The following is a 23,425-nucleotide window of genomic DNA, read 5'->3' as shown; positions in this document are numbered from 1 at the left end:
CCATCCTCAACCGCGAGGACCCGGCATGAACGCGCGCCGTCCGCTCGCCGCACGAGGCACCTGGTTGGCGCCCATCCTCCTCATCGTCTGCCTGGCCGCAGTCCTTCCGGCGGTCTACCTGGCCGGGACGGTCGACCCCCGAGGGCACCTCCGCAACCTGCCCGTGGGGCTCGTCATCGAGCCGCAGACCGGCATGACCCAGGTCGGCGCGGCAGAGAGCGTCGCCACCGGGATCGAGGACGGCGCGGGTGTGGCGCTGGCGGTCACCCGGATGAGCCACGACGACCTGGCCACCGCCATCCGCGAGGACCGGGTTGCGGGTGCTGTGGTGATCCCCGCCGACTTCGACCACTCGATCGCAAGCCTGCTTCCCGGGGCCGTCAGCACCACCGTCCCCACCGTCACGATCCTCACCAACGCCGGAGACGGCGGCCTCAGCAACGGGCTGCTGGTCGCCACCCTCACCCCCGTGCTCCACAGGGCCGCCGACGCACTCGGCGACCAACTGCTCGACAGCGACACGGCCACCGCACCGCCGGCCGCGAACGTCGCGCTGCTGTCCCAGCCCTTCGACATCGTCTCGCGCCCGTACGAACCGCTTCCCGACCATGCCGGGATGGGAACCAGCGCCTTCTACTACTCGCTGATCCTCGTCCTCCTGGGATTCATCGGCGCCTCGCTCGTCGGCCCACTGGTCGACTCCGCCCTGGGCTTCATCCCCAGCGAGATCGGTCCCCTCGTCGCGCGCCGGCCCTACACCGCCATCTCCCGGCGCAGCACGTTCCTCGGAAAGACCGCGATCCTCGTGACCGCCGCACCCCTCGCCGCCGCTGCCGTCCAGCTCGTCGCCGCCCTGCTCGGCGTCACAGCAGCCGACTGGATCACGCTCTGGCTCTACTCCACGGCCGTCATCGCCGCGATCGGCACCAGCGCCCTGGCGGTCTTCGCAGCCCTGGGACCTGGGTTCGGCGCACTCGTGAACACACTCTTCTTCGTCGCGCTCGCGATGGTCTCCTCCGGCGGAACCGTGCCTCTCGAGGCCACCCCGGCCTTCTTCGGCTGGTTCTCCGAGATCTCCCCGTTCCGACACATCATCGACGGCACCCGCTCGCTGCTCTACTTCGACGGCGACGCCACGGCCGGACTACGCAGCGCCTGGATCAGCGTCGCTCTCGGCGGCGCGCTCGGGTTCCTGCTGGGGCTCGGCGTGACCACGGCCTACGGCCGGGTCCATGCCTTCAGCAGGCACCCGCGCGACCCGGTCCCTGATCGCATCACGGCCACCGGACATCGACCTCTCGACCATTCCGACATCAAGGAGAACAGATGAGCAACGCCAACCCCACCGTCATCCTCGTCCACGGAGCGTTCGTGGACGGATCCGGATGGCAGCCGGTCCACGACCTCCTCACCGACGACGGTCTCGACGTCGCCGTCACCCAGCACTCGACCCGATCTCTCACCGAGGACGTGACCGAGGTCCATCAGATCATCGAGGCCCAGGACGGGCTCGTCCTGCTCGTGGGCCACTCGTACGGCGGTGTCGTGATCACCGAGGCGGGCACGCACCCGCAGGTGGCCGGCCTGGTCTACGTCGCGGCGTTCGCCCCCGACGCCGGAGAGTCCGTCGCATCCATGCTCGCCGAGCCCGACCCGGACGCGCCGGCCCCGCCCATCGTTCCCCGCAAGGACGGGTCGCTCGTCCTGGAACGCGACCGCTTCCAGGACGCGTTCGCCGCCGACCTCCCGCCCGGGCTGGCGCGGTTCATGGCCGACTCCCAGACCCCGTGGGGCGGTGCCGCCCTCAGCACCGCCGTCACCGAACCGGCATGGCGGTCCAAGCCCAGCTGGTACGTCGTGGCCACCGGTGACCGGATGATCCCGCCCTCCGCGCAGGAGGGCATGGCCGCACGGGCCGGAGCGTCGGTCGAGAAGGTCGCCGCCAGCCACTCCGTCTTCATCTCACAGCCCGAAGCGGTGGCCGACCTGATCAAGCGCGCTGCCAAGGCGATCGCCTCCTAGGTTCCGAGCCCGACGAAATCGTCCCAAGATCGAAAGGAAGAACTGACATGAAGTTCACTCTCCGCCGCAGCCGAGCGCTCGCGGCAATGCTCGTGACCCTCTTGGTCGCGGCCACCATGCTCGCGACGGCAGGCAGCGGCGCCTCGGCGACCGGACGCACCCTCTCCACAGCAGGGCAGCACGGCTCGAGCACGGGCGCCAAGCCCACGATCGTCATGGTCCACGGTGCGTGGGCCGACGCCTCTGGCTGGCAGCGCGAAGTCGCGGAGCTCACCAAGGAGGGCTACCCGGTCATCGCCCCGGCGAACCCGCTGCGTGGGCTCTCCTCCGACGCGGCGTACCTGCGCAGCATCCTCGAGACGATCCCAGGCCCCGTCGTCCTCGTCGGCCACTCCTATGGCGGCGCCGTGATCAGCAACGCGGCGACCGGCCTACCGAACGTCAAGGCCCTCGTCTACATCGCGGCATTCGTCCCTGACGCCGGCGAACCGGTTGCCCAGCTCGCCCAGCAGTTTCCTGGCACGCTGGTCACCGAGGACGCCCTGGAACCCCGCCCCTACCCGCTGCCCGATGGCGGCGTCGGGGTCGATCTGTATCTGAAGGCAGACATCTTCCGCGAGGCCTTCGCCGGCGACCTCCCCCGCAGCACGACCACCGTGATGCAGGCCTCCCAGCGTCCGTTCTCGCTGGCGGCGTTCACCGAACCGTCCGGAGAGCCCGCATGGAAGTCCGTCCCTTCCTGGTACCTGCTGGCCACAGCCGACAAGGCGATCCCGCCCGCGGCTCAGGAGTTCATGGCGAACCGGGCCGGCGCCAAGATCGTGAGGGTGAGGTCCTCGCACGTGGCGATGCAGTCCCACCCGTACGAGACGCTCGCTCTCATCGAGAACGCGATTCGCTCGGTCCGCTGAGCGGTCCTCGCCGCGACTACCCCGGGACCTTGTCGGCGAGGAGGTCGATCTTCTCGACCTGCGGCTCGGAGAAGAGGACGCCGGTGTTCGGGCCGAGCGCCTGACCGACTCCGCCGGCGAGGTGGGCGTCTCGGGCCTCGTCGTCGGGGAACACGTCGTAGATGCCGAAGCTCGAGGGGCCGAACTGGATGGCGAACCAGGCGACGGTACCCGGCTCTTCCATCACGATCGTCCGAGCTTTGGTGAGGAAGTCCGCGAGCTCGGACTCCTTGCCCGGAAGCGCCTCGAGGCGCACGAGGAGAGCTTTGGTCAGCACAGGTCGGACTCCTTCTTCAGAAGGGTGCACCGCTGCAGCCCGGTCGACCGCGAGCGGCTCACCCGGAATGGTTGTCACCGCCCATGATCCTCAGGTGCGTGGTCGTCCGGCATCCCGTGAACGGGTGCTTTTCCCGGCCGAGCCGCACCGGTCCTGGGCCGGCGAGCGGGGACGGGGTGCTGCAGGGCCCGCACCGTCAGCTCGACGCGCGAGTGGATGTCGAGCTTGAGGTAGACGTGCTTGAGATGGGCGTCCACGGTGTGCCGCGAGAGGCGGAGCTCCGCTGCGATGCTGCGGTTGGTCATCCCCCGCGCCACCCCGGCCACGACGCGCAGCTCGCCGTCGGTCAGGGCGGCCCATCCTGGGGCGGTGCCCGCCTCGCCGGGCGAACCTGCCCCGAACACGGCACGACGGGAGGTTTCGGCGACGCTGTCGGCGGGGTACTCCGTCGGGGTCAGGTAGTGGGGATTGTCGATGACCGTTCGGTCCAGCAGGACCTTGGGATGGGTGCGGAGCACCTCGACGAGCATGTCGGCACCGAACTTCTGCAGGTCGTAGAGGCAGATGAGGATGGCCGGCATCTCGTCGACGACCGCGTTGAGGCCCGACTCGTAGCGGAACAGGTCGTCCCAGCCGAGCGGCCCGGGCAGGACCCACGACATCTCACCAGCGGCTCGGAGAAGGTCGAAGTCTTCCTCGGCCGCGGCGTCGAGGTTCTCGGAGAGGTAGCTCATCATGTCTTCGACGTTGAACTCCCCCGAGCGGAGGTACGCGTCCGATGTTCGTTCCACGTCGAGCTGACCGGATCGTCGCGAGTACGCCGGGCCGGGCTGTCCCAGGGCCCTGTCACGGACGACGATCGGCTCGACATCGTCGATCAGGCACAGGCACTTGTCGCCCTGCCGCAGCCCCTCCTCGAGGAAGGGGTACAGCAGCCGGTCGCGCTCGACCGGGCCAGAGTAGAGCGCGCAGAAGTGCGTTCCTGACCTGACAGCGCCGATCCCAGGGATCCCCAGGCTCAGACCATTCATGGTGTCCACCGTTCGCCGGATCCGAGGTACGGACTCGACACTACGCGCAGTTCGTGAGCGTCGCCTCTCCCTCGGCGGGTGGACCGGACCGAGCACGTCAGCACGGGTCGCGCCCTCCTGAGGGGTCCATCGGAGCAGGCAGGCGAGGTGTTAGCCTCCGTTCGCCGACGAGAAGGAGAGCATCATGACCACGGCCACGCGCCCCGCTTCCGGCGCCCTCGTCACCGGAGCAGGCCGCGGTCTGGGCCGGCAGATCGCCGCGCTGCTCATCGAGCGTGGTCATACCGTGCTGGTCACCGACCTCGACGAGGCGGCCGCGAAGGCCACCGCCGAGGAGCTGGGCCCGAACGCGATCCCCCGGGCCCTGGACGTACGCGACGCCGACGCCGTCGACGCCGCCCGCGACGCGCTGCTCAGCCACGCCGACAGGCTCGACGTCTGGGTCAACAACGCCGGCGTGCTCATCAGCGGCCCGGCGTGGACGCAGGCCCCCGACACCCGCCGGCTGATGCTCGAGGTCAACGCCCTCGGCACGATCAACGGCACCGTCAGTGCCATCGAGGCCATGCGCGCCCGGACCGGTGGCCACATCGTCAACATCGTGTCCCTGGCCGGCATCACCGCGGTCCCCGGAGAGGCCGTCTACGCCGCTTCCAAGCACGCGGCGATCGGCTTCAGCCTCAGCACGCTCGCGGATCTGCGCCTCGCCGGCGTCGAGAACGTCGACATCTCCTGCATCTGCCCCGACGGCATCTGGACCCCGATGCTCTACGACAAGCTCGAGGACCCCGCCGCCGCGCTCTCGTTCTCCGGCAAGCTGCTCCAGCCCGAGGAGGTCGTGGCGGCGGTCGGCACGGTGCTCGACAGGCCTCGGCCGGTCAAGACGGTGCCCGGGTGGCGAGGGGTCCAGGCACGTCTGGCCGACGCGATCCCGCGGCTCGGTCTCGGCGCGGCGCCCCTCGTGGTGGCCCAGGGACGCCGCACCCAGCGACGACTCCTCGCCCGGGCCCTGCGCGAGCGCGACATGACCTGACGACAGGTCCCTACTCCGCGGGATACGGCGCCTCGGCGAGCAGCCCGGCGAGGTGGGCCAGGTGACGGGCCATGGTCTTCGTCGTCCCCGCGGTCGCCTCCGGAGTCGGCTCCTTGTCCTTGTAGTCGACGCCCTGCATGGCCTCGCCGACCCAGTACGTCGACCCGGCGGCGGGGATGGTGAAGCCGACGTCGTTGAGCGCCTGGCAGAGCTCGGCGGTGACGTGGTGGGCACCGTCCTCGTTGCCGACGACGCCGATCCCGGCGACCTTGTCGTAGGTCAGCATCCGGCCGTCCTCGTCGGTATCGCTGAGCTCAGCGTCGAGGCGCTCGAGCACCATCTTGCACACCGAGGACGGCTGGCCCAGCCAGATCGGGGTGACCAGGACGAGCACGTCGGCGGCGAGCATCCGCTCGCGCAGCTCCGGCCAGGCGTCGCCTTCGCCTTCGTCGGTGCTCACGCCGAACCGGACGTCATGGTCGACGACCCGGACCATCTCGCCCTTCACGTCGTGGTCCATGAGCGCCGAGAGGATCTGGGATCCCAGCAGCGCGGAGCTGGACTCGCCGGGCGAGGGCTTGAGGGTGCAGTTCAGGATCAGACAGCTCAGTGACGTCATGCCGACCGGTATCCGTAGGGCATCGCCCCCATGCCCTGATCGCACGCGCCGTCACCGCGACCTCGCCGGCGCCGTCCTGAGGAACGGTGGGAGCCGACGGGTCGGGGTGACGTACGCGTGTCGCTCAGCGGTCGCGAGCCGCCGGGTCGTTCGGATGCGATGCCACTGCGGTGACGTCGAAGGTCATCCACGGAGCCAGCGGCAAGGTTTCCAGGACGTCCGCCCGCAGGGCCGCCTCGTCGGCGGCGACCCACAGGCCGATGCTCCGCATCTCGCCGATCGGTCGCCAGATCCGGACGAGGTGACCGGCTGCCGCCAGCTCCGCAGCCCGGGCCGCCTCGGCGGTCCGCCGTCGATCGACCTCGGTCTGCGGGGTGCCGTCAGGGATCACGGTCGTGATCTCGACGATGAACTCAGCCATCGGTCCACTCCTTCCTAGGCTGCCTGTCCGGCCTTGAGCCGCCGGGCGATCTCGACCACACGCTGGGCCTGGTGCTTGGCCGAGGCCCGGGTGACGTCGCCGACCGGGTTGGTTCCCTGGGCGTCGACGTGCGAGGTTCCGTACGGGTTGCCGTCGTCGTACTTGACCGGGTCGGTGAAGCCGGGCGCGACGAGGATCCCCCCGAAGTGGTGCACCGAGGTGTAGAGGGACTGCAGCGTCGTCTCCTGGCCGCCGTGGAGGCTGGAGGACGACACGAATCCGCTGTAGACCTTGTCGACCAGCTTGCCCTCGGCCCACAGCCCACCGAGCGTGTCGATGAACTGCTTGAGCTGGGCGGAGACGTTCCCGAACCGCGTCGGAGTGCCGAAGAGGATGACGTCGGCCCACGCGACGTCCTCGGGCGACGCCTCCGGGACGTCCGAGGTGGTGGCGTGGTTCGCTGCCCAGGCCGGGTTCGACTCGATGGCCGAGAGCGGAGCAAGCTCCGGGGCCTTGGTGAGACGGACCTCGGCGCCGGTGGCCAGCAGTCCCTTCTCGAGCTCGCGGGCGACCTCGGCCGTGGTGCCGGTCGAGGAGTAGTAGACGATCGTGACCTTCACGTTGTCAGACATGGGGTGAGTCCTTTCTCGATGGCCGATTCATAGTTGACCGACCATCTACTAAACGCCGAAGCTCGGACCCTATTCCCCACGCCCCTAGAGGCGCCGGCCCCTCACAGGGCCGCCGACTGCCCGGCCGGCGAGGCGATGCCGATCAGTCGCAGGCTGTTGCCCCAGAGGGCGTCCAGCTCGCTCGGGTCGTTGAACAGCTTGGCGAAAAGAACGAGTCCCTCGAGCTGGGCCACGATCGACTTCGCGGCCAACCGTGGGTCCACGAGCTCGATCTCGCCGTCGTCCACCGCCGCGGTCAGGTGCTCGGCGATGATCTGGACCTGCTCCTCGAAGATCTCCTGGAGCCTCTTCTGGATCGACGGGTTCATCGAGCTGACTTCGAGGGCGAGATTGCCGAACAGGCAGCCGGTGACCGCACCGCTGCCGCGCAGTGCCGACGTCTGCATCTCTGCGGTTGCGTCGAAGATTCCCCGAAGGCGCTCCAACGCCGTGCCCGGTCGCGCCAGGATCGCGGACCACTCGCCGCGCTGCCACACCCAGTGGGCGTCGATGACGGCCAGCGCCAAGGCCTCCTTCGACGGAAAGAAGTAGTAGAACGAGCCCTTCTGCACCCCGGCACGGGCGGCGAGCTCCGCCACGCCGACCGAGCTGTAGGCCCGCTCACTGAACAGCTCGGTGCCTGCGGCAACAAGCCGCTCGCGCGCATCTGAAGTCCGTCCCACGGTCTCGATTGTAGACCGGTCGTCTAGCGGAATAGTTGACCGACCGTCTATGTTCGGACCGGCATGAGCACACGAAAGGTCGCCGTCATCACCGGCGCTTCACAGGGAATCGGAGCCGCGCTCGTCACGGCCTATCAGGACCTCGGCTACGCCGTCGTCGCCAACTCTCGATCCATCGAGCCCAGCTCGACCGAGACCATCGAGACCGTCGCCGGTGACATCGGCGACGCCGCGGTCGCACAGCGCGTGATCGCGACGGCACTCGAACGGTTCGGCCGGGTCGACACACTGGTCAACAATGCGGGCATCTTCGTCGCCAAGCCGTTCACCGACTACACCGTCGAGGACTACGAGGCGATCAAGAGCACCAACCTCGACGGGTTCTTCCACATCACCCAGGCGGCCCTCGGACAGTTCCTCGAGCAGGGCGAGGGCGGGCACGTGGTCAGTGTGACCACGACCCTGGTCGAGAGCGCATCCGCGGCGGTGCCCTCGGTCCTGGCGTCGCTCAGCAAGGGTGGGGTCGCGGCCGCGACCAAGTCGCTCGCCGTCGAGTACGCCAGCCGGGGCATCCGGGTGAACGCGGTCTCGCCCGGCATCATCAAGACCCCCATGCACGCGCCCGAGACCCACGACTTCCTCGCTGCGCTCCACCCCATGGAGACGCTGGGCGAGGTCGGCGACGTGACCCGCGGCGTGCTCTACCTGGAGCAGTCCCCCTTCGTCACGGGCGAGTTCCTCCACATCGACGGCGGCCAGAGCGCCGGCCGCTGACTCGTCCCACCTCACCCGAAGGAGAACTTCCATGACCAGCGAGACCATCAGCGCGGAGCACGAGCTGCGCAACGTACTCGACCAGTGGGCCAACGCCATCGCCGAGCACCGGCCGGCCGATGTCGCCGCCCTCTTCACCGATGACGCCCTCTTCCAGGGCTTCGACCCCGCACCCGGCACCGGGCGTGGCTACATCAGCAGCTACTACGCCAAGCAGCCGATCGGCCTCCGCGCGGAGTACGAGCTCCTCTCCACACGCGCGATCGCCACGGACGCCCTCGTGGGATATGCGCGGGTGCTGTTCGAACGGCCGGACGGAGACGTGGCGGTCTACCTCACCGTGATCGCTCGGCGTGGACACACCGGCTGGGCGTTGAGCCACTACCACGTCTCGAAGATCTGATCGTTCTCCTGGGCGTCAGGGACGCAGGGGCGGGAGATCGCTGCCGGCCTTCTCCGGGATCCCGGAGATCACCGCCTCGAGCGCCTCCATGGCCGTATGGCGCGGCCGCCAGCCGAGCTCCAGCTCCGCACGGGCGGTCGACATCAGCGGGAGCTGCATGACCGCGTCCAGCAGACTGCCTGGGACCGGTGCCAGCCGGGCGTGCCAGGCCGAGTGAAGGCCGTGGCGCATGAGGTTGGGTGGGATCTCGACCGTCCGGGCGTCCATCAGCTCACCGATCTGCTCGCGGCCGATGACACCGGCTCCGGCGAGGTTGAACGCACCCGTCACGTCGGTGGTCGCCGCCGCGGCCAGCGCTCGGCCGACATCGCCGGCGTGCACGGCCTGGAACCGGAGCCCGGCGGGCACCGGCACCGCCGGGATCCGCCGGCGGTCGAGGAAGGACGGACGGAGCAGCGGGCCGCCGAAGATGCGCCGCTGCTCGCTGGCGGCGGAACGCTGGAAGACGAAGGCGGGCCGGACCCGGACCAGGCGGACCTCGGGATGGTTGCAGGCGAAGGCGTCCAGGGCACGCTCGACGTACGCCTTCTCCCGGCAGTACGCAGCCGCCGAGGCACCGTCGGTCTCCCAGGTCTCGTCGACCGGGTCGTCGTGATGCGCCGGCGAGTACGCCGCCACCGACGAGACGCACACCAGCGCCGGGACGCCCGCCCGGGCCACGGCCTCGAGCACACGGCGCGTACCGACGGCGTTGGTGGCCCAGGTCTCCTCGGGGCGGTGCGTGGGCTGGAACTTCCAGGCGAGGTGGACGACCGCGTCGGCGCCCTCCATCAGCGGCACCAGGTCATCGGTCGAGACATCGGCCTCGCGCCACTCGACGGACGCGTGGACGTTGGACGGCGGGCTCGGGGCTCGGCGGGCCACGCCCACGACCATGGCGGCGCCGTCCGCGGTCAGCGCCCGGATGGCGGCGGTGCCGAGGTTCCCCGACGCGCCTATGACGACGACCTTCATGTTCCACGCCTCCCTGCGGCCGGACGGATCTGCGATGTGACCCACCGGTACCCACCTGCACCGGGTTCAGCACTGCCCGATGGCTAGCAGGTACGGATCGGGGTACCGCGAAGGCGACCCGATACCGAGGAGGCACATCCCATGAAGGCGGTCACCTGGCAAGGCAAGCGCGACATCCGAGTGGAGGAGGTCCCGGACCCGCACATCGTCGATGACGACGACATCATCGTCGAGATCACCTCGACGGGACTGTGTGGTTCCGACCTTCACCTCTACGAGGTGCTCACCGGCTTCATGACGCCCGGCGACGTGGTCGGGCACGAACCGATGGGCATCGTCGCGGAGGTGGGCCCCGCCGTCACCGAGCTGAGCGTCGGCGACCGCGTCGTGGTGCCGTTCAACGTCAGCTGCGGCACGTGCTGGATGTGTCAGCACCGCCTGCACTCGCAGTGCGAGACCACCCAGAACCGCGACCAGGGCACCGGCGCCAGCCTCTTCGGCTACAGCTCGCTCTACGGCCAGGTCCCCGGCGGACAGGCGGAGTATCTGCGCGTCCCGTTCGGCAACCAGCTGCCGATCAAGGTGCCGGACGGTCCTCCCGACGACCGGTTCCTGTTCCTCTCCGACGTCCTGCCGACCGCCTGGCAGGCGCTGCAGTACGCCGACCCCGACCGGAACAGCACCGTGCTGGTGCTCGGGGCCGGGCCCATCGGCGACATGGCGAGCCGCTTCGCGCTCGCCGCCGGCCACCGGGTCATCAGCGTCGATCGTGTGCCCGAGCGCCTCGCCCGGGTCCGGTCGCAGGGCGCCGAGGCGATCGCCCTCGAGTCCGGTGACATCGCCGAGCAGGTACGCGACCTGACCGACGGGCGCGGAGCCGACGCCGTGATCGACGCCGTGGGCATGGAGGCCCACGGCTCGCCGATCATCGAGGGCATGACCAAGCTGGTGTCCCGGATGCCCGGAGCCGCCGGCCGTGCGGTGATGCAGGCAGCCGGGGTCGACCGGATGGCTGCGCTCCACACCGCCTTCGACGCCGTCCGCCGCGGCGGCACCGTCTCGATCGCCGGCGTCTACGGCGGCGCGCTGGACCCGTTCCCGATGATGCAGCTCTTCGACAAGCAGGTCAGCATCCGGATGGGCCAGGCCAACGTACTCGCCTGGACCGAGGACCTGCTGCCGTTCCTCGTCGGCGAGGACGACCCGCTCGGCGTCGACTCCTTCGCCACCCACCACCTCCCCCTCGTCGAGGCTCCCGAGGCCTACAAGTCCTTCCAGGAGAAGTCCGACGGGATGGTGAAGGTCGTCTTCAACCCCTGAGCCGGGCGTTGCGCCTGCTGCCGTTGACCAGGTCGTTGAAGCGGTCCACGGCCCAGATCGTCCTGAGACCGGCGCGACTCATCATCATCGGTCGCGGGAACTTCGGCTTGTCCTGCCACAGGGTCCGCAGGTCCTCGTGCAGCTCACCGTCGACGATCGCGTCGGCGATGAGCGTCCCGACGTACGGCGCCTGGGCGAGGCCGTGGCCGTTGCAGGCGATCGAGTAGTAGATGTCCTCCCCCATCCGGCCGGCGAGAGGGAGCCAGGAGGAGGTGATCGCGATCCATCCGCCCCAGGCGCGCTCGATCGCCACATCGGCCAACGACGGGAACCGGGTCGCGAAGGCACCGGCCAGCTCCTCGACGAGTCCGGGGTCCGGCACCTTCTCCGGGAGCGGGTAGCTCGTGCCGCGTTCGAGGCGGCGTACGCCGAACACGATGGTGTTGCGCGGCGTCAGCCGGTAGTTCTCCATGATCGCGTGCTGGGTGACGAGGCCCATGCCGCTGGTCCAGCCCAGCGCGGCCAGCCGCTCAGGAGCGATCGGCTCGGTCTCCACCTCGATGACGTAGATGGGCACGGAGAGGTGCTTCGGAGTGATGTCCCACTCCCCCGCGAAGGCGTTCGTGGCCAGCACGACCCGGTCCGCCCGGACCCGGCCCTGCGGGGTGGTCAGCACGACCCGGCCGCTCTCCCGGGCCACGTCGGTGACCTTGGTCTGCTCGAAGACACGCGCGGGCGAGTCGAGCAGGACCCGTCGCATGCCGAGGCTGAACCTGCCCGGGTTCATCCTCCCGCCGACGACCTCGCGCATGCCCCCGACGAACCCGCGCGGGATCCCCAGCTCCTCGGCGGTGCCGACCTCCACGTGGCCGCCGGCTCGGGTGATGATCTTGGCGACTCGACGGACCCGGCCCATCTGACCGCGCGAGACCGCGGCGAACGCGTTGCCGGTCGCCTCGTACTCGCAGTCGATGTCGTGCTTGGCGATGAAGTCCTCGACATGGTGCGCGGCGTGCTCGGCCAGCCGCATCATGCCCGGCATCTTCTTGCGCGAGAGCAGGTTGAGCAGCTGGATGTCGCCGCCGGGGGCACCCGCCAGCTGCCCCGCGTTGCGCGAGCTGGAGCCGTGGCCGCAGAACTCGGCCTCCAGGAGCACGACGTCCTGGCCGCGCTCGACGAGCCGCAGTGCGGTCGACATCCCGTTGATGCCACCGCCGATGACGGCGACCTGACAGTCGAGGTCGGCTTCGAGTTGGCCCTGGACGTCGGCCGGTGGGTCGACCCACCCGGTGAAGGCGCTGTAGGTGACGTGGTCGGTGTTCATGCGCGGACCACCTTGCGGTCACCGCCGGCCGGCTCGAGACCCGTGGCGACGTTGTGGTCGTTCAAGGCACCGTAGGCGCGGAAGTAGACGAACATCTGGAAGCCCCAGGTGCTGAGCGCCAGGATGTAGAAGACGGTGCGGTGCGCGTCGTCCGGGAACGGGAAGAAGTCGTACATCAGGGCGATCGCCGTCGCCGCGGCGCTCGCCAGTCCGGCGGCGACCGCGTGGCCCCGGGCTCCGATGGTCCACAGACGCCACGAGAAGTAAGCGAGGAACGCAGTGGTGAGCAGATTGACGACGAGGTAGTACGACGCGGGCCCCACGTGCAGCTCGTGGCCGCGGAACTGCTGCAGATACAGCCCTGCGGCGATCGCGAGCCCGAAGACGCCGACCTCGACCGTCACGCTGGGCTTGTAGCGGTGGGTCACACGCATCAGGCCGAGGACGGCGATCAGCGTGATGCCCACCGATCGCGAGAAGGCGTCGAAGAAGTAGGCGATGTCGTACAGGACGTGGCCCTCGTCGCCGCTGATGAGCGACCAGAGCAGGAAGTTCGACCCCGACGTGGCGACGACCATCCACTCGAGGCCGAGCAGGTAGTTGTCGTAGCGCCGAATGAACTTCCATCCGCAATAGAAGCCGACGACGATCATCCACAGATCGGCCAGCAGGAAGAGCAGCTCTTTCATGTCAGATTTCCTTTGGGTGAGTTGGAGAGGACCAGATCAGGCAGCGACCCGGCTGGTACGCCGGCGCGAGCGGACGCTCGAGACCAGCACGGTCACGACGACGAGCAGGGACAGAACGCCGGAGATCCAGTAGCCAGTGCCGTAGAGACCCTCGGCAGCCACCTCGAGCGTCGTACCGGGCACCGGGACCAGGGAGGCGCTGAGGTCAGCGCTGACTAGCGCCGTGCCGAACGCGAAACCGACCGCCATGAAGGTGCCTGCGACGCCGGCCGCCATCCCGGCCTTCTCCTCGGGCACGGCCGTCTGCACCAGAGTGAAGCCGGCGGCGTACCCGATGCTGCAGCCCAGGCCCATGACGGCGGCGCCGACCAGGTAGTGCCACTGCTGGTCGTGCATCATCGCCAGCCAGGCCAGGCCCGCCGCGCTGATGAGGGCACCCACGACGAACACGGGCACGCCGCGACCGTTGGCGACGGGACGGTCGACCACCGCGCCGCCGACCAGGAACGTCACGGCGAAGGGCACCATCAGCAAGCCGGTCTGGAGGGCCGAGAGCCCGAGGCCGTATGCGTCGACCGGGCGGAGCGCCTCGGGAATGACCTGTGCGTAGGTGCTGAGCAGGAGCAGGAAGGCCGAGTTCACCGCTGCGAACAGGGCGATGGACAGGCACGAGGCGGTGACCAGCGGCGCCCGCATCAGGGCCACGTCGAAGACGGCCGTCGACGACCGGCGCTGGGCGCGCATCCAGGCAATGCCGCCGACGACGCCGATCGCCAGCGGGATGAGGGCCGCGTTGCCCCAGACGAGTCCTTGGGTCAGGGTCAGCAGGATCGCCGCGACCCAGCCGATCATCCAGACCGTGCCGACCACACCGATCCGACCGGTGCGCTCGGCCGGCGGGGCGTGCGGGACCAGAAGGTACGTCGCGAGGGTGGTCACAGCACAGGCGGCGGTGAGGATCGCGAAGAAGCTGCGCAAGGACAGGGTCTCGACGATCAGTCCGCCGCCGATCATGCCGACGACGATGCCGGCGCCCGTGGCGATCACCAGGACGGCGACGCCGATGGTGATGCCGGACTCGCCGAGGTTGCGTCGCAGGAAGCCCAGCGGCAGCAGCTGCGCCGCGCAGCCGAAGCCCATCAGGGTGCACCCGACGAGGAGCGTCGGGTAGGAGTCGCCGACCGCCGGGACCGCCGCGCCGACCGCGAGGAAGGCGGACGCGGCGACGGACGCGTTCCGGTCGCCGTACAGGTCTGCGAGGCGCGGCAGCAGGATGAATCCCGCTCCCCCGCCGAGCGTCAGGGCGGTGTAGAGCCAGGTCGTCTCGGCGACCGTGGCGAGCCCGTACTGCGCCTGGATCACCGGCAGCAGCGGCGGAAGGATGAAGATCACGGCGTTGGTCAGCACGACCATCAGCGCGCCGATGCCGATGAGCAGACCCCTGCCGGGCCCGTGTCCTGCCGTTGCCCGGCGGCGTGCTGCCGCTTGCTGGTTGATCTGCGCCATGGGTTGTCTCCGATCCGGGGATGTGTGATCCGGCTCATACGCTACGACTTAGTTAGTCATGTGATCAAGATCTATGACTAAGATGTTTGACTAAGTTTTCTGAGGCGAGAATCCACAGGACGGCACTGATATAGTCGGGGTGACTAAATCAAGCGCCCAACTCGGTAGGGACGCACCTACACCCTCGGAGGACCTGATGGCACGCATCCCCGTCGCCCAGCGACGTCGCGACTTCATCGAGGCCGCCGTCGAGGTCATCGCCGCCCACGGCATCGACGGCGCGACGACGCGCCGGATCGCCGAGCAGGCCAAGGCCAACGTGGCGATGCTGCATTACTGCTACGACTCGAAGGAGGACCTCTTCGCGGACGTCTACACCTTCGTGGCCGGCAAGTACCGCGACGTCATCGAGGGCAGCGATCCGCACACCACGCTGCCCGAGGCGGCCCGACAGATCCTGCGCGGCGTGATGGAGTGCTACCTCGAGTCGCCGAGCTTCACCGCCGCGACCTTCGAGCTCGTCAACTGGGCCCGGCGTCAGCACGGCGACCGTGGCATCGCCGTCTACGACCAGGCCTTCGAAACGGTACGCAAGGCGCTCCAGGAGGCGTCCGCCGGCGACCCGGTCACGCCCGACCTCATCGACGAGGTCGCCTACGTCCTGGCGACTCTCGCCGACGGCTTCGGCGTCAACTGGCTGACCTACGGCGACGCCACGGTCGCCCGGGCGCAGATGGACCTCAACTGCTCCGTGCTCGACACCTGGCTCACGACCAGGCTCGCGGCGGCGCCGGCCAAGGCCTGAGCGCCGCCGCGCCGGCTCTCACAGGGGCAGGTCCGGGGAGTCCACACCGACAACCCGGTCGCCGCAGAAGACGCGTACGGACTCGGCCGGCCCGTGGCCGCCGATGCCTGCCGGGCCCCAGAAGCTCTGGGCCGAGTCGTCGCCGAGGTCGGCGATCTTCGCGCCGTTGATCCGCACCTCACCGGCCACGATTCGCGAGCCCACCTCGATCGCCCGATCGGTGTCGGTGCCGAACACGTACGCATCTAGGCCCGAGGGACGGGCGTTCGTGATCCGCAGCGCCTCCTCGTCGGAGTCCACGGCGTGCAGCGAGACGAGCGGACCGAACAGCTCGGCCGTCGCCCGGGCCGGATCAGCACCGGACGCGACGGTCGGCGAGAGGAAGTAGCCGCCGAGCTCGGGGAGAGCTGCGGGCTGGTGGATCCTCGCCCCGAGCTCACGCAACCCCTCGATGCGGCCCTGCAGGGTCTGGAAGTGCAGCCCGTTCGAGATCGGTCCGACCTGGGTGTCCTCGTCCAGCGAGTGGCCGACGGTGAGCTTGGAGATCCGCTCGGTCAGCGCGTCCAGCAGGGGGTCGACCAGGCTGCGGTGGGCGAGGATCTTGCCGGGCCCCTCGCACCACTGACCGTTGAGCTTGGTCATGCCGTCGAGGATGCCGTGGGCGGTGACGTCGAGGTCGGCGTCGTCGAGCACGAGAACCGGGTTGTTGCCGCCGAGCTCCAGCTGCAGCACCTTGAAGTCCTCCGCCCCCGCGCGGGCGATGGCGCGGCCCGCTCCGGGTCCGCCGGTGAACGAGACGACCTTGATCCGTGGGTCGGCGGTCAGTCGGGCGCCGACCTCACCGGCGCCGTGGACAAGCTGCAGCGCACCCGACGGGAGGCCGGCCTCCACGAAGCACTCGACCACGATCTGGGCGCTGCCCGGCGCATGCTCCGAGGGCTTGAGGATCACCGGACAGCCGGCCGCGACGGCGCTGACGACCTTGGCGGCCGGGATGAAGCTCGGCCCGTTCCACGGGGTCAGGACCGCCGCCGGCCCCCACGGAACCTTGTAGAGCCGTACGTCGCGGCCACCGGCCGCCAGGGCGGTGACCCGCGGGATCTCCCGCAGGTCAGCGGCCGTGGCCCGGATGCGGTAGGGCAGGAAGGACGCCACCGTGCGGGTGGCGCTGATCGGCGTACCGCTGGTGAGCGCATCCGTGCGCGCGATGTCCTCGGTCCTGCTCTCCAGGAGCTCGGCGACGCGCTCGAGCATCTCGGCCCGCTCGTGCCTGCCCTCCTCGTCCCAGGGGCCGACGTCGTACTTCCGTTCCGCATGCCGCAGGGCGCGCTCGACGTCGTCGAGCGGGGTGCTGACGGTCCGGTGGACGGGCTCGAGCGTGTTGGGGTCGAGGTTCCATGCGTCGTCGACCGTGGTGCACTCGCTCCACTCGTCGGCGATGTAGTTGACCGGCTGGGCGATCGTGATCTCTTTGCTGGACATCAGACTTCCTCTACGGATTCGTGGGTCAGGATCGGAGGTCGACGACGATGCGGGTGACATCACCGGACGTCATCGCCTCGAAGCCCTCGTTGATCTCGGCGAACGGGATGACCCGGGTCACCATCTCGTCGAGGAGGAGGCGTCCTTGCTGGTAGAGGCGGGCGAACTGGGCGATGTCTTCTCGCGCCTGGCCCGATCCCATGTAGGAGCCGATGAGCCGCTTCTCCTCGAAGAAGAAGTCCAGGGCGGGCACGCTGATCTCGGTGCCTGCCGGCGCGATGCCGACGAGGCACGCGGTGCCCATCGGCCGAAGGAGGGCGAGTGCGGTCTCCGCTGTCCGAGCGGAGCCGACCGCCTCGAACGAGTAGTCGACGCCGTCGCCGAGCTGGCGGCGGAGCTCGGCGACCGTGTCGCCGTCGCCGCCGTTGATGACGTGGGTGGCGCCGTACGTCCGGGCGGCCTTGAGCCGGTCCTCGTCCAGGTCGATGGCGACGATCGCCGAGGCGCCGGCCAGCCGCGCACCCTGGATGATCGCCGACCCGACGCCACCGCAGCCGACGACCGCGACTGTGCTTCCCGGGCGCACCTGAGCACCACGGAAGACAGCGCCGACGCCGGTGACGATGCAGCAGGACAGCAGGCACCCGACGTGCAGAGGGACGTCGTCCGGCAGTCGTACGAGCGCGCTCTCCCGCAGCAGGATGTGCTGCGAGAACGCTCCGATGGCGGCGAGCCGCTCGATCGGCAGCCCGTCGAGCGTCTCGAACGCGGAGCGGTGCCGACGGCGTACGTCGTCCAGGCGCAGACACTGGGTGGAGCGTCCGGCGTCGCAGTTCACGCACCCGCCGCAGGAGGGGGTGAGGGCGCCGGTCACCCGGTCGCCGGGACGCAGCGAGGTCACGGCCGAGCCAACGGACTCGACCACACCGGCCACCTCGTGTCCGACGACGACCGGGACTTCCGTCGGCACGGTCCCAGTCATGTAGTGGAGGTCGCTGTGGCACAGCCCCGCGTGACTGACCGCTACCCGGACCTCGTGCGGCTCGGGGTCGTCGACGCGGATGTCGGTGAGGTCCAGCGGTGCTCCGATCTCGTTCAGCACGGCGGCTCGGGTGGTGATCATGCGGTGGTCTCCCTCGTGTTCCAGAAGCCGGCGACGCCGGCAGTGAGCAGTCCGCTAGCCCAGGCCTCGTGGGCTGCGTGGTCCTCGCGCTCGAAGGCGGCCTCGACCTCAGCGGGCAGGGGCCGCAGCAGCGCGAGGTGGAGCGCCGTGGTGTTCCCCTCGGGGGTCCAGGCGTGCACGATGTCGACGGCGCGCTCGATGAGCTGGTCAGGCTCGACCACCTCGTCGAGGAGACCGATCCGCAGCGCCTCCGCCGACGGGACCCGCGGGGACCCGAGGACGATGCGCATCGCGTGATTGCCGACCAGACGCCGGAGCAAGAGGCTGGTCGCGTTGGAGATGGTGAGGCCGCGGGCGTTCTCCGGCTGGAAGTACTCGGTCGCCGGCGTGCCGATCCGGGCGTCGCAGCACAGCGTGATCTCGGAGGCTCCACCGACGGCGATGCCGTTGACCGCCGCGACCACGGGGACCCGTGTCTGCAGGATCGCGCGGGTGACGTCGTGGAAGCTCTCGAACGCCTCGTGGACCTCGGCCTCCGTGGTCGGCGCTTGCTTCAGGTCCTCGCCGGCGGAGAAGGCGCGCCCGCGGCCCGTGAGGACGATGCCTCGAGCGGACTCGCTGGTGCCGAGCTCCCGCACCAGCGCCGCCAGGCGCAAGCGCGTGGCCACGGTGAGAGCGTTGAGCTTCTCGGGACGGTCGAGCGTGAGCACCGCGACGTCGCGCACGATGGCGACGTCGAGGTGGTCCTCACCGGTTGCAGGGATGGTCATGGTCAGCTCCTCGGTCTGGCGAAGTCGTAGGTGGTGCCGGGCTCGGCGGCGGCCCGGGCCCTGAGCGCGGGTTTCGAGACCCGCTCGGAGGGAGTGCGCGGGAAGTCGGCGACGAACTCGACGTAGCGGGGCACCTTGAACCGCGCGAGCTGAGCACCCGCGCGCTCGAGGAGCTCCTGGGCGGTGGCTCGGTCCTCCGCCACCCCTTCCCTGAGCTGGACGAAGGCCTTGACCTCCTCGCCCATGACCTCGTCGGGCACGGCGACGACGGCCGCCGCCACGATCCGGTCGTCACGCTCGAGGGCCGCCTCGACCTCGGCGCAGGCGACGTTCTCGCCACCGCGCCGCACCATGTCCTTGATCCGGCCGACCAGCTGGATGCCGCCGTCGGGGCGACGCACGACGAGGTCGCCGGTGTGCAGCCAGCTGTCGCGCAGTACGTCGGCGGTGGCGTCGGGGCGGTTCCAGTAGCCGCCCATCATCGGCTGTCCCGAGATGACGAGCTCGCCCGGCTCACCGGGTGGGACCTCCTCCCCCGGCTCGACCGGATCCTCGACGCGCACCTGCTTGGTCGGCACCGGCCGCCCCAGGCTGCCGCTGCCCACGGCAGCGGCGTCGTCGAACGAGCTGACCAGGTCGATCCCCGACTCGGTCATTCCGTAGACCTCGCGCCACGGCGCACCCCACCGCTCCTCGAGCTGGGCGTGGAGCGCGACCGGGATGCCCGAACAGAGCACCATCCGCAAATCGTTCTCCCGGTCCTCGGCCGTGGGCGACTGCTTGAACAGCAGGGTGGGCATCGAGCCGAGGACGTAGAAGAAGGTCGCCCGGTGGCGGCGTACGTCGGCCATGAAGGTCGACGCGGAGAACCGCGGCAGCACGACCAGCGGTGCGCCGAGCGTCAGGGCGAGCGCGGTGTTCCACTGCGGGTCCATGTAGGAGAACGGCTGCGAGGTGAGGAGTACGTCCTCGGCTCCGAGGCCCGTGGCGGCCGCGCAGATCCAGCCCAGCCGGACCCAGTAGTCGTGGCTGAGCATGCATGCCTTCGGGAACCCGGTCGTGCCCGAGGTGTACTGCAGGTTCGCGAGCGTCTCTCCCGCGACCGGCACGTCCGGGGCCTTGGCCGGGAACGGCTCCGACCCGTCGTCGGCGACCTGGACGACGCGAACACCGGCCAGGTCGGCCTCGGCCGCCAGCACCTCGGCGACCAGGCCGGAACGTACGTCGTCGGTGAAGATGACGCGGGCGCCCGAGTCCTTCAGGACGAAGGTGAGGTCGGAGCGCTGGTAGGAGCAGTTGATCGGCACGGCGACCGCGCCGGCCTTCAGCGCGGCCAGCCACACCACCGGCCAGTGCACGACGTTCGGGAGCATGATCGCGACCCGGTCGCCCGGGCGTACGTCGTCGACCTCGATCAGCCGGTGGGCCAACCTGGAGGTCCAGGCGTCGATCTCCGCGAAGCTCCACGACCGCTCGTCGAAGCGCAGGAACTCCCGAGCTCCTGAGTCCTCTGCGCGCCGCGTCAACAGCCGGCTCAGCGTCGGAACGTCGGGGTCCTCCTTCATCCGTTCAGCCGCGACGACGGGTCCGGCCGTGACGTGTGTGCTCACTGGGGGCTCCTCTGCTCTCGTCCGACGGATTGGTGGTTCGCGAGCCGCTGCACCGCCTGCTCGACGACCCAGGTCAGCGCCGGGTCGTTGCTCTTCATCCACTCCGGGTGCCACTGGACGCCGAGAACCGGACGCCCCGGCACCTCGATCGACTCGACCACCCCGTCGTCGGTCCGACCGGTCACGACCACCCCGACGCCGCACCGGTCGACGGCCTGGTGGTGCCAGGAGTTGGTGATCGTGTCCTCACCGAACAGGTCCGCGGAGATCGAGCCTTGTGCGAAGCTCACGACGTGGTCGACGGTGCCATCCGTGGGCGCGATCTCGGCCGAGAGATGGCTCACCGGACCGTCCGGAAGATGGGGCACGAGGGTGCCACCGAGGGCGACGTTGATCACCTGCAGGCCACGGCACACGCCGAGCACCGGGATCTCCCGCTCGATCGCCGCGCGGACGAGCGCGATCTCGTACCTGTCTCGCTCGGCGTCGTGCACCATCGGGTTCGTCCGCGGGTCGACGTCGCGCACCACGGAGGTGTCGCCTCCCCAGCAAGCGGGGTGTACGTCCTGGCCTCCGGTGATGACGACGCCGGAGAGCCAGGCGCAGACCGCGGCCGCGTGGGTGTCGTAGGACAGGTGCACGGGCAGTCCACCGGCCTCGGCGACCCGGGTCGCGAAGTCCGACATGGACGTGTCGATACAGCGGTCGCCGTAGCGCGGGTCGGCTCCGTTCAGCACCGACAGCTGGAAACGGCGTCCGGTGATGCCGATCAGCGGCCGCATCACTCCGGCCTCCTCGCGCGCGCTCACGGGAACTCGAAGTATCGCTGGGACTCCCACGCGGACAGCTCGACGAACGGGTCGCCACCCTTGGTGTGGAACTCCATCCACTCCCATCGGCGGGAGGCGACCCAGAAGTCCACGAACTCGTCGCCGAGGTACTCGCGAAGCAGCGGATCGGCGTCCAGCGCCGCGCCGGCCTTCGACATCGTGTCGGGGATCCGCCTCACCCCGGCGCTCTCGGGGAGGCACCAGGCCATGTCCGTGACCTGCTCGGGCGGCTCGATCCGTCGCTCGATCCCGGCCAGCACCCCGGCCAGCACGCCGGCCAGCGCCAGGTAGGGGTTCACGTCGGCGCCAGGGAGCCGGTACTCGAGGCGCGAGTACTTGGAGTGGCCGGTGATGGCCCGCACCGCGGCGGTCTTGTTGTTCACGCCCCAGCTGACCGTCGTCGGCGGCCCGGTCAGGTCGACCAGCCGTCGGTACGAGGTGATCTGCGGCAGCGCGATCGAGGTATTGCCCTCCATCGTGGCGATCAGCCCGCCGACCGCGTGCCGCATGAGCTCGGAGGGACCGTCCTCGGCGAAGAACCGGTTCACACCGTCGCTCTGGAGCGAGACGTTGATGTGCGCCCCCTGACCGAATCCGGCGGTCGGCTTGGCCATGAACGAGACCGTGTGGCCCCGCTCGAAGGCGACCTCGCGCATCACCTGACGGGTGCGCGCCCAGCTGTCGCCCAGCCGGACCGGGTCGGTCGGAGCGAGGTTCAGCTCGGTCTGGCCCGGGGCGGCCTCGTCTGTCCAGGCCTCCCACGCGATGCCGACGCTGTCGAGCCTCTCGACGACCGCCTCCATGTAGTCGACCCAGTCCTTGGAGCGGGCAAGGTGGTACGTCGCCCCTGTGCTGCCACCCAGCGGCGTGAGGTCGCGATAACCGCGTGCCCGGGCCTCTTGGATGGACTCCTCGAACAAGGTGGCCTCGATCTCGACGGCCACCGTGGCGGCGTACCCGTTGTCGGCGAGGCTGGCCACCAGCTTCCGCACGAGGTTGCGCGGACAGATCGGGACCGGGGTGCCGTCCTTGAGCCAGTAGTCACCGATCACCGAGTCCAGGCCGGGCTTCCACTCCACCAGGGTCGACATGTCCGGGATCATCTGGATGTCGTAAAGGTTGCCTCGCCACTCCGGGAAGGCGTCGCCGAAAACGATCTCGTTGTTGAGGTCGATGGCGAACAGGATGTCGGCGAAGGCGAAGCCGGCGTCCTTTCCTGCCTCGAACTTCTGCGGCGAGACGTTCTTGCCGAGGAGGCTGCCCTCGTGGTTCGTGGCCTCGAGGCGTACGGCCCCCCGGGCTTGTGCGAGCTCAGACATCGAAGCGGACCTTCCAGGAAGCCGCCGTCATGACGGACAGCTGGGACAAGGTGCCCTGGACCCGCAGCCCTTCGGCCAGGGAGGCGAGGAAGTCGTCGGCGCCGCTGAAGACACCCGCGAGAAGGTCGGCAGGACCGGCGATCTGGTACGTCGTCGTCCCCTCCCCGAACCGGCCCCGCTCGATGCCGTCCGGCCCAGCAGCCTCCACGAGCAGGACGTCTGGGATTCCGGCGATGTCGCGGGTCATCTCCCAGAACCGCACGGCGGCGTCGCGCCAGTGCGGCAACGGCGGGCGCAGTGCGCGCAGCACGCGCGCTGCCAGGTCGGCGTCACCGGCCGGCTCCTGGGTCGGCGCGAACCGGGCGTGGAGGTCGACCACGAGTGTCGCGTCAGGCTCGACGAAGACTCCGCTGGTCACCTCCACGACACCGGCGCCGAGGGCGACGGTCGCCGTCTGCGGGGTGTCGTGGGATCGGATCGCGACGGTGCCGGCAAGACCGGCGGTCAGATCCTCGGCGGGACGCCCCGGTCCCGAGGCTCGGCTCAGGGTGCGCCCGATCAGGCGGACCAGCGGCGTCGCGTCGTCCTCGATCGCGACGCGTGTCGCGTCGAAGCGCACATCTGGCGCTTCGATCGTGGTGCTCTCGGTCATCTCTCGGCCCTCCTGGGTCCGCCGATGTCATTCTTAGTCACATGACTCAATCGGTTGGCTAAGATCGTGGACCCGGAGAACTCCCTTGTCAACAGCC

At 69.6% G+C, this 23,425-nt stretch carries 25 protein-coding genes; 8 read left to right on the top strand and 17 right to left on the bottom strand.

Features of this window, described 5'->3' with window-relative positions:
• Positions 1 to 25 precede the first annotated feature (25 nt).
• From HD557_RS08915 to HD557_RS08905, 3 genes are read left to right on the top strand one after another with little or no spacing between them, the layout of a single operon-like run.
• A complete protein-coding gene (locus tag HD557_RS08915) occupies positions 26 to 1,330 on the top strand; it encodes a YhgE/Pip domain-containing protein (protein WP_196873628.1) in 1,305 nt (434 codons plus the stop codon).
• Complete coding sequence (locus tag HD557_RS08910; RefSeq protein ID WP_008357589.1) at positions 1,327 to 2,022, top strand: alpha/beta fold hydrolase; 696 nt, start codon at positions 1,327 to 1,329, stop codon at positions 2,020 to 2,022. The genes HD557_RS08915 and HD557_RS08910 overlap by 4 nt, the downstream gene beginning before the upstream one ends.
• Positions 2,023 to 2,069: 47 nt before the next feature.
• Entirely contained in the window at positions 2,070 to 2,933 is an 864-nt protein-coding gene (locus tag HD557_RS08905) for an alpha/beta fold hydrolase (protein ID WP_008357590.1), read from the top strand.
• Between the two features lie 16 nt (positions 2,934 to 2,949).
• Here the strand turns inward: HD557_RS08905 and HD557_RS08900 are convergent, their stop codons facing one another.
• Together HD557_RS08900 and HD557_RS08895 are read right to left on the bottom strand one after the other, a co-directional pair.
• Complete coding sequence (locus tag HD557_RS08900) at positions 2,950 to 3,249, bottom strand: putative quinol monooxygenase (protein ID WP_196873627.1); 300 nt, start codon at positions 3,247 to 3,249, stop codon at positions 2,950 to 2,952.
• Positions 3,250 to 3,323: 74 nt separating this feature from the next.
• Complete coding sequence (locus HD557_RS08895) at positions 3,324 to 4,280, bottom strand: MEDS domain-containing protein (RefSeq protein WP_196873626.1); 957 nt, start codon at positions 4,278 to 4,280, stop codon at positions 3,324 to 3,326.
• Positions 4,281 to 4,464: 184 nt separating this feature from the next.
• On the opposite strand from HD557_RS08895, the gene HD557_RS08890 reads away from it, so the two are divergent.
• Positions 4,465 to 5,313: an SDR family oxidoreductase gene (locus HD557_RS08890; RefSeq protein ID WP_196873625.1), complete on the top strand. Its 849-nt coding sequence runs from the start codon at positions 4,465 to 4,467 to the stop codon at positions 5,311 to 5,313.
• Positions 5,314 to 5,323: 10 nt separating this feature from the next.
• On the opposite strand, the gene HD557_RS08885 is transcribed toward HD557_RS08890, so the two are convergent.
• From HD557_RS08885 to HD557_RS28935, 4 genes are all read right to left on the bottom strand, one after another.
• Positions 5,324 to 5,932 carry a flavodoxin family protein gene (locus HD557_RS08885; RefSeq protein ID WP_196873624.1) on the bottom strand — a complete coding sequence of 203 codons (609 nt, stop codon included), beginning with the start codon at positions 5,930 to 5,932 and terminating at the stop codon, positions 5,324 to 5,326.
• Between the two features lie 124 nt (positions 5,933 to 6,056).
• Positions 6,057 to 6,353: a muconolactone Delta-isomerase family protein gene (locus HD557_RS08880; protein WP_196873623.1), complete on the bottom strand. Its 297-nt coding sequence runs from the start codon at positions 6,351 to 6,353 to the stop codon at positions 6,057 to 6,059.
• A gap of 14 nt (positions 6,354 to 6,367) precedes the next feature.
• Complete coding sequence (gene wrbA / locus HD557_RS08875) at positions 6,368 to 6,985, bottom strand: NAD(P)H:quinone oxidoreductase (RefSeq protein WP_196873622.1); 618 nt, start codon at positions 6,983 to 6,985, stop codon at positions 6,368 to 6,370.
• A 101-nt stretch (positions 6,986 to 7,086) separates the two neighbouring features.
• Positions 7,087 to 7,707: a TetR/AcrR family transcriptional regulator gene (locus HD557_RS28935; RefSeq protein WP_196873621.1), complete on the bottom strand. Its 621-nt coding sequence runs from the start codon at positions 7,705 to 7,707 to the stop codon at positions 7,087 to 7,089.
• A gap of 63 nt (positions 7,708 to 7,770) precedes the next feature.
• On the opposite strand from HD557_RS28935, the gene HD557_RS08865 reads away from it, so the two are divergent.
• Positions 7,771 to 8,481, top strand: coding sequence for an SDR family NAD(P)-dependent oxidoreductase (locus HD557_RS08865; RefSeq protein WP_196873620.1), 711 nt, complete (start codon positions 7,771 to 7,773; stop codon positions 8,479 to 8,481).
• 31 nt (positions 8,482 to 8,512) lie between these two features.
• The gene (locus HD557_RS08860; RefSeq protein WP_196873619.1) at positions 8,513 to 8,884 is read left to right on the top strand and encodes a nuclear transport factor 2 family protein; all 372 of its coding nucleotides are present in this window, start codon (positions 8,513 to 8,515) and stop codon (positions 8,882 to 8,884) included.
• A gap of 15 nt (positions 8,885 to 8,899) precedes the next feature.
• Here the strand turns inward: HD557_RS08860 and HD557_RS08855 are convergent, their stop codons facing one another.
• Positions 8,900 to 9,898 (bottom strand): NAD-dependent epimerase/dehydratase family protein, encoded by a 999-nt coding sequence (locus HD557_RS08855; protein WP_050800630.1) that lies wholly within the window; start codon positions 9,896 to 9,898, stop codon positions 8,900 to 8,902.
• Positions 9,899 to 10,039: 141 nt separating this feature from the next.
• Between HD557_RS08855 and HD557_RS08850 the strand changes: the two genes are divergently transcribed.
• Positions 10,040 to 11,218 carry an alcohol dehydrogenase catalytic domain-containing protein gene (locus tag HD557_RS08850; protein WP_196873618.1) on the top strand — a complete coding sequence of 393 codons (1,179 nt, stop codon included), beginning with the start codon at positions 10,040 to 10,042 and terminating at the stop codon, positions 11,216 to 11,218.
• Here HD557_RS08850 and HD557_RS08845 read toward each other — a convergent pair.
• From HD557_RS08845 to HD557_RS08835, 3 genes are read right to left on the bottom strand one after another with little or no spacing between them, the layout of a single operon-like run.
• Positions 11,208 to 12,542, bottom strand: a complete 1,335-nt coding sequence (locus HD557_RS08845; protein ID WP_196873617.1) for an NAD(P)/FAD-dependent oxidoreductase — start codon at positions 12,540 to 12,542, stop codon at positions 11,208 to 11,210. The genes HD557_RS08850 and HD557_RS08845 overlap by 11 nt on opposite strands.
• Complete coding sequence (locus HD557_RS08840) at positions 12,539 to 13,231, bottom strand: transporter (RefSeq protein WP_196873616.1); 693 nt, start codon at positions 13,229 to 13,231, stop codon at positions 12,539 to 12,541. The genes HD557_RS08845 and HD557_RS08840 overlap by 4 nt, the downstream gene beginning before the upstream one ends.
• Before the next feature lie 36 nt (positions 13,232 to 13,267).
• Positions 13,268 to 14,737, bottom strand: coding sequence for an MFS transporter (locus tag HD557_RS08835; protein WP_196873615.1), 1,470 nt, complete (start codon positions 14,735 to 14,737; stop codon positions 13,268 to 13,270).
• A 196-nt stretch (positions 14,738 to 14,933) separates the two neighbouring features.
• Here HD557_RS08835 and HD557_RS08830 point away from each other — a divergent pair, with 196 nt between their 5' ends.
• On the top strand, positions 14,934 to 15,542 hold the full coding sequence (locus HD557_RS08830) for a TetR/AcrR family transcriptional regulator (RefSeq protein ID WP_196873614.1): 609 nt from the start codon (positions 14,934 to 14,936) through the stop codon (positions 15,540 to 15,542).
• Between the two features lie 18 nt (positions 15,543 to 15,560).
• On the opposite strand, the gene HD557_RS08825 is transcribed toward HD557_RS08830, so the two are convergent.
• From HD557_RS08825 to HD557_RS08795, 7 genes are read right to left on the bottom strand one after another with little or no spacing between them, the layout of a single operon-like run.
• Positions 15,561 to 17,024 (bottom strand): aldehyde dehydrogenase family protein, encoded by a 1,464-nt coding sequence (locus HD557_RS08825; protein ID WP_196873613.1) that lies wholly within the window; start codon positions 17,022 to 17,024, stop codon positions 15,561 to 15,563.
• A gap of 25 nt (positions 17,025 to 17,049) precedes the next feature.
• Positions 17,050 to 18,147: a zinc-binding dehydrogenase gene (locus HD557_RS08820; RefSeq protein ID WP_196873612.1), complete on the bottom strand. Its 1,098-nt coding sequence runs from the start codon at positions 18,145 to 18,147 to the stop codon at positions 17,050 to 17,052.
• Positions 18,144 to 18,917, bottom strand: a complete 774-nt coding sequence (locus HD557_RS08815) for an enoyl-CoA hydratase/isomerase family protein (RefSeq protein WP_196873611.1) — start codon at positions 18,915 to 18,917, stop codon at positions 18,144 to 18,146. Before HD557_RS08815 ends, HD557_RS08820 begins: the two co-directional genes overlap by 4 nt.
• Before the next feature lie 2 nt (positions 18,918 to 18,919).
• On the bottom strand, positions 18,920 to 20,527 hold the full coding sequence (locus HD557_RS08810) for a class I adenylate-forming enzyme family protein (protein WP_196873610.1): 1,608 nt from the start codon (positions 20,525 to 20,527) through the stop codon (positions 18,920 to 18,922).
• Positions 20,524 to 21,336 carry a gamma-glutamyl-gamma-aminobutyrate hydrolase family protein gene (locus HD557_RS08805; protein ID WP_196873609.1) on the bottom strand — a complete coding sequence of 271 codons (813 nt, stop codon included), beginning with the start codon at positions 21,334 to 21,336 and terminating at the stop codon, positions 20,524 to 20,526. Before HD557_RS08805 ends, HD557_RS08810 begins: the two co-directional genes overlap by 4 nt.
• Positions 21,333 to 22,676, bottom strand: coding sequence for a glutamine synthetase family protein (locus HD557_RS08800; RefSeq protein WP_196873608.1), 1,344 nt, complete (start codon positions 22,674 to 22,676; stop codon positions 21,333 to 21,335). The genes HD557_RS08805 and HD557_RS08800 overlap by 4 nt, the downstream gene beginning before the upstream one ends.
• Positions 22,669 to 23,328, bottom strand: a complete 660-nt coding sequence (locus HD557_RS08795; RefSeq protein WP_196873607.1) for a hypothetical protein — start codon at positions 23,326 to 23,328, stop codon at positions 22,669 to 22,671. Before HD557_RS08795 ends, HD557_RS08800 begins: the two co-directional genes overlap by 8 nt.
• Positions 23,329 to 23,425: the final 97 nt, after the last annotated feature.

The organism is Nocardioides luteus, assembly GCF_015752315.1.
Lineage (GTDB): Bacteria > Actinomycetota > Actinomycetes > Propionibacteriales > Nocardioidaceae > Nocardioides.
Note: the sequence above shows the minus strand (reverse complement) of the source record. Positions and strands in the feature narration are given on the sequence as shown.

Excerpts from the sequence above, each read along its gene's own strand:
- HD557_RS08915 (WP_196873628.1), top strand. The coding sequence starts at position 26 with ATGAACGCGCGCCGTCCGCTCGCCGCACGAGGCACCTGGTTGGCGCCC.
- HD557_RS08910 (WP_008357589.1), top strand. The coding sequence starts at position 1,327 with ATGAGCAACGCCAACCCCACCGTCATCCTCGTCCACGGAGCGTTCGTG.
- HD557_RS08905 (WP_008357590.1), top strand. The coding sequence starts at position 2,070 with ATGAAGTTCACTCTCCGCCGCAGCCGAGCGCTCGCGGCAATGCTCGTG.
- HD557_RS08895 (WP_196873626.1), bottom strand. The coding sequence starts at position 4,280 with ATGAATGGTCTGAGCCTGGGGATCCCTGGGATCGGCGCTGTCAGGTCA.
- HD557_RS08890 (WP_196873625.1), top strand. The coding sequence starts at position 4,465 with ATGACCACGGCCACGCGCCCCGCTTCCGGCGCCCTCGTCACCGGAGCA.
- HD557_RS08885 (WP_196873624.1), bottom strand. The coding sequence starts at position 5,932 with ATGACGTCACTGAGCTGTCTGATCCTGAACTGCACCCTCAAGCCCTCG.
- HD557_RS08880 (WP_196873623.1), bottom strand. The coding sequence starts at position 6,353 with ATGGCTGAGTTCATCGTCGAGATCACGACCGTGATCCCTGACGGCACC.
- wrbA (WP_196873622.1), bottom strand. The coding sequence starts at position 6,985 with ATGTCTGACAACGTGAAGGTCACGATCGTCTACTACTCCTCGACCGGC.
- HD557_RS08865 (WP_196873620.1), top strand. The coding sequence starts at position 7,771 with ATGAGCACACGAAAGGTCGCCGTCATCACCGGCGCTTCACAGGGAATC.
- HD557_RS08860 (WP_196873619.1), top strand. The coding sequence starts at position 8,513 with ATGACCAGCGAGACCATCAGCGCGGAGCACGAGCTGCGCAACGTACTC.
- HD557_RS08855 (WP_050800630.1), bottom strand. The coding sequence starts at position 9,898 with ATGAAGGTCGTCGTCATAGGCGCGTCGGGGAACCTCGGCACCGCCGCC.
- HD557_RS08850 (WP_196873618.1), top strand. The coding sequence starts at position 10,040 with ATGAAGGCGGTCACCTGGCAAGGCAAGCGCGACATCCGAGTGGAGGAG.
- HD557_RS08845 (WP_196873617.1), bottom strand. The coding sequence starts at position 12,542 with ATGAACACCGACCACGTCACCTACAGCGCCTTCACCGGGTGGGTCGAC.
- HD557_RS08840 (WP_196873616.1), bottom strand. The coding sequence starts at position 13,231 with ATGAAAGAGCTGCTCTTCCTGCTGGCCGATCTGTGGATGATCGTCGTC.
- HD557_RS08835 (WP_196873615.1), bottom strand. The coding sequence starts at position 14,737 with ATGGCGCAGATCAACCAGCAAGCGGCAGCACGCCGCCGGGCAACGGCA.
- HD557_RS08830 (WP_196873614.1), top strand. The coding sequence starts at position 14,934 with ATGGCACGCATCCCCGTCGCCCAGCGACGTCGCGACTTCATCGAGGCC.
- HD557_RS08825 (WP_196873613.1), bottom strand. The coding sequence starts at position 17,024 with ATGTCCAGCAAAGAGATCACGATCGCCCAGCCGGTCAACTACATCGCC.
- HD557_RS08820 (WP_196873612.1), bottom strand. The coding sequence starts at position 18,147 with ATGATCACCACCCGAGCCGCCGTGCTGAACGAGATCGGAGCACCGCTG.
- HD557_RS08815 (WP_196873611.1), bottom strand. The coding sequence starts at position 18,917 with ATGACCATCCCTGCAACCGGTGAGGACCACCTCGACGTCGCCATCGTG.
- HD557_RS08800 (WP_196873608.1), bottom strand. The coding sequence starts at position 22,676 with ATGTCTGAGCTCGCACAAGCCCGGGGGGCCGTACGCCTCGAGGCCACG.
- HD557_RS08795 (WP_196873607.1), bottom strand. The coding sequence starts at position 23,328 with ATGACCGAGAGCACCACGATCGAAGCGCCAGATGTGCGCTTCGACGCG.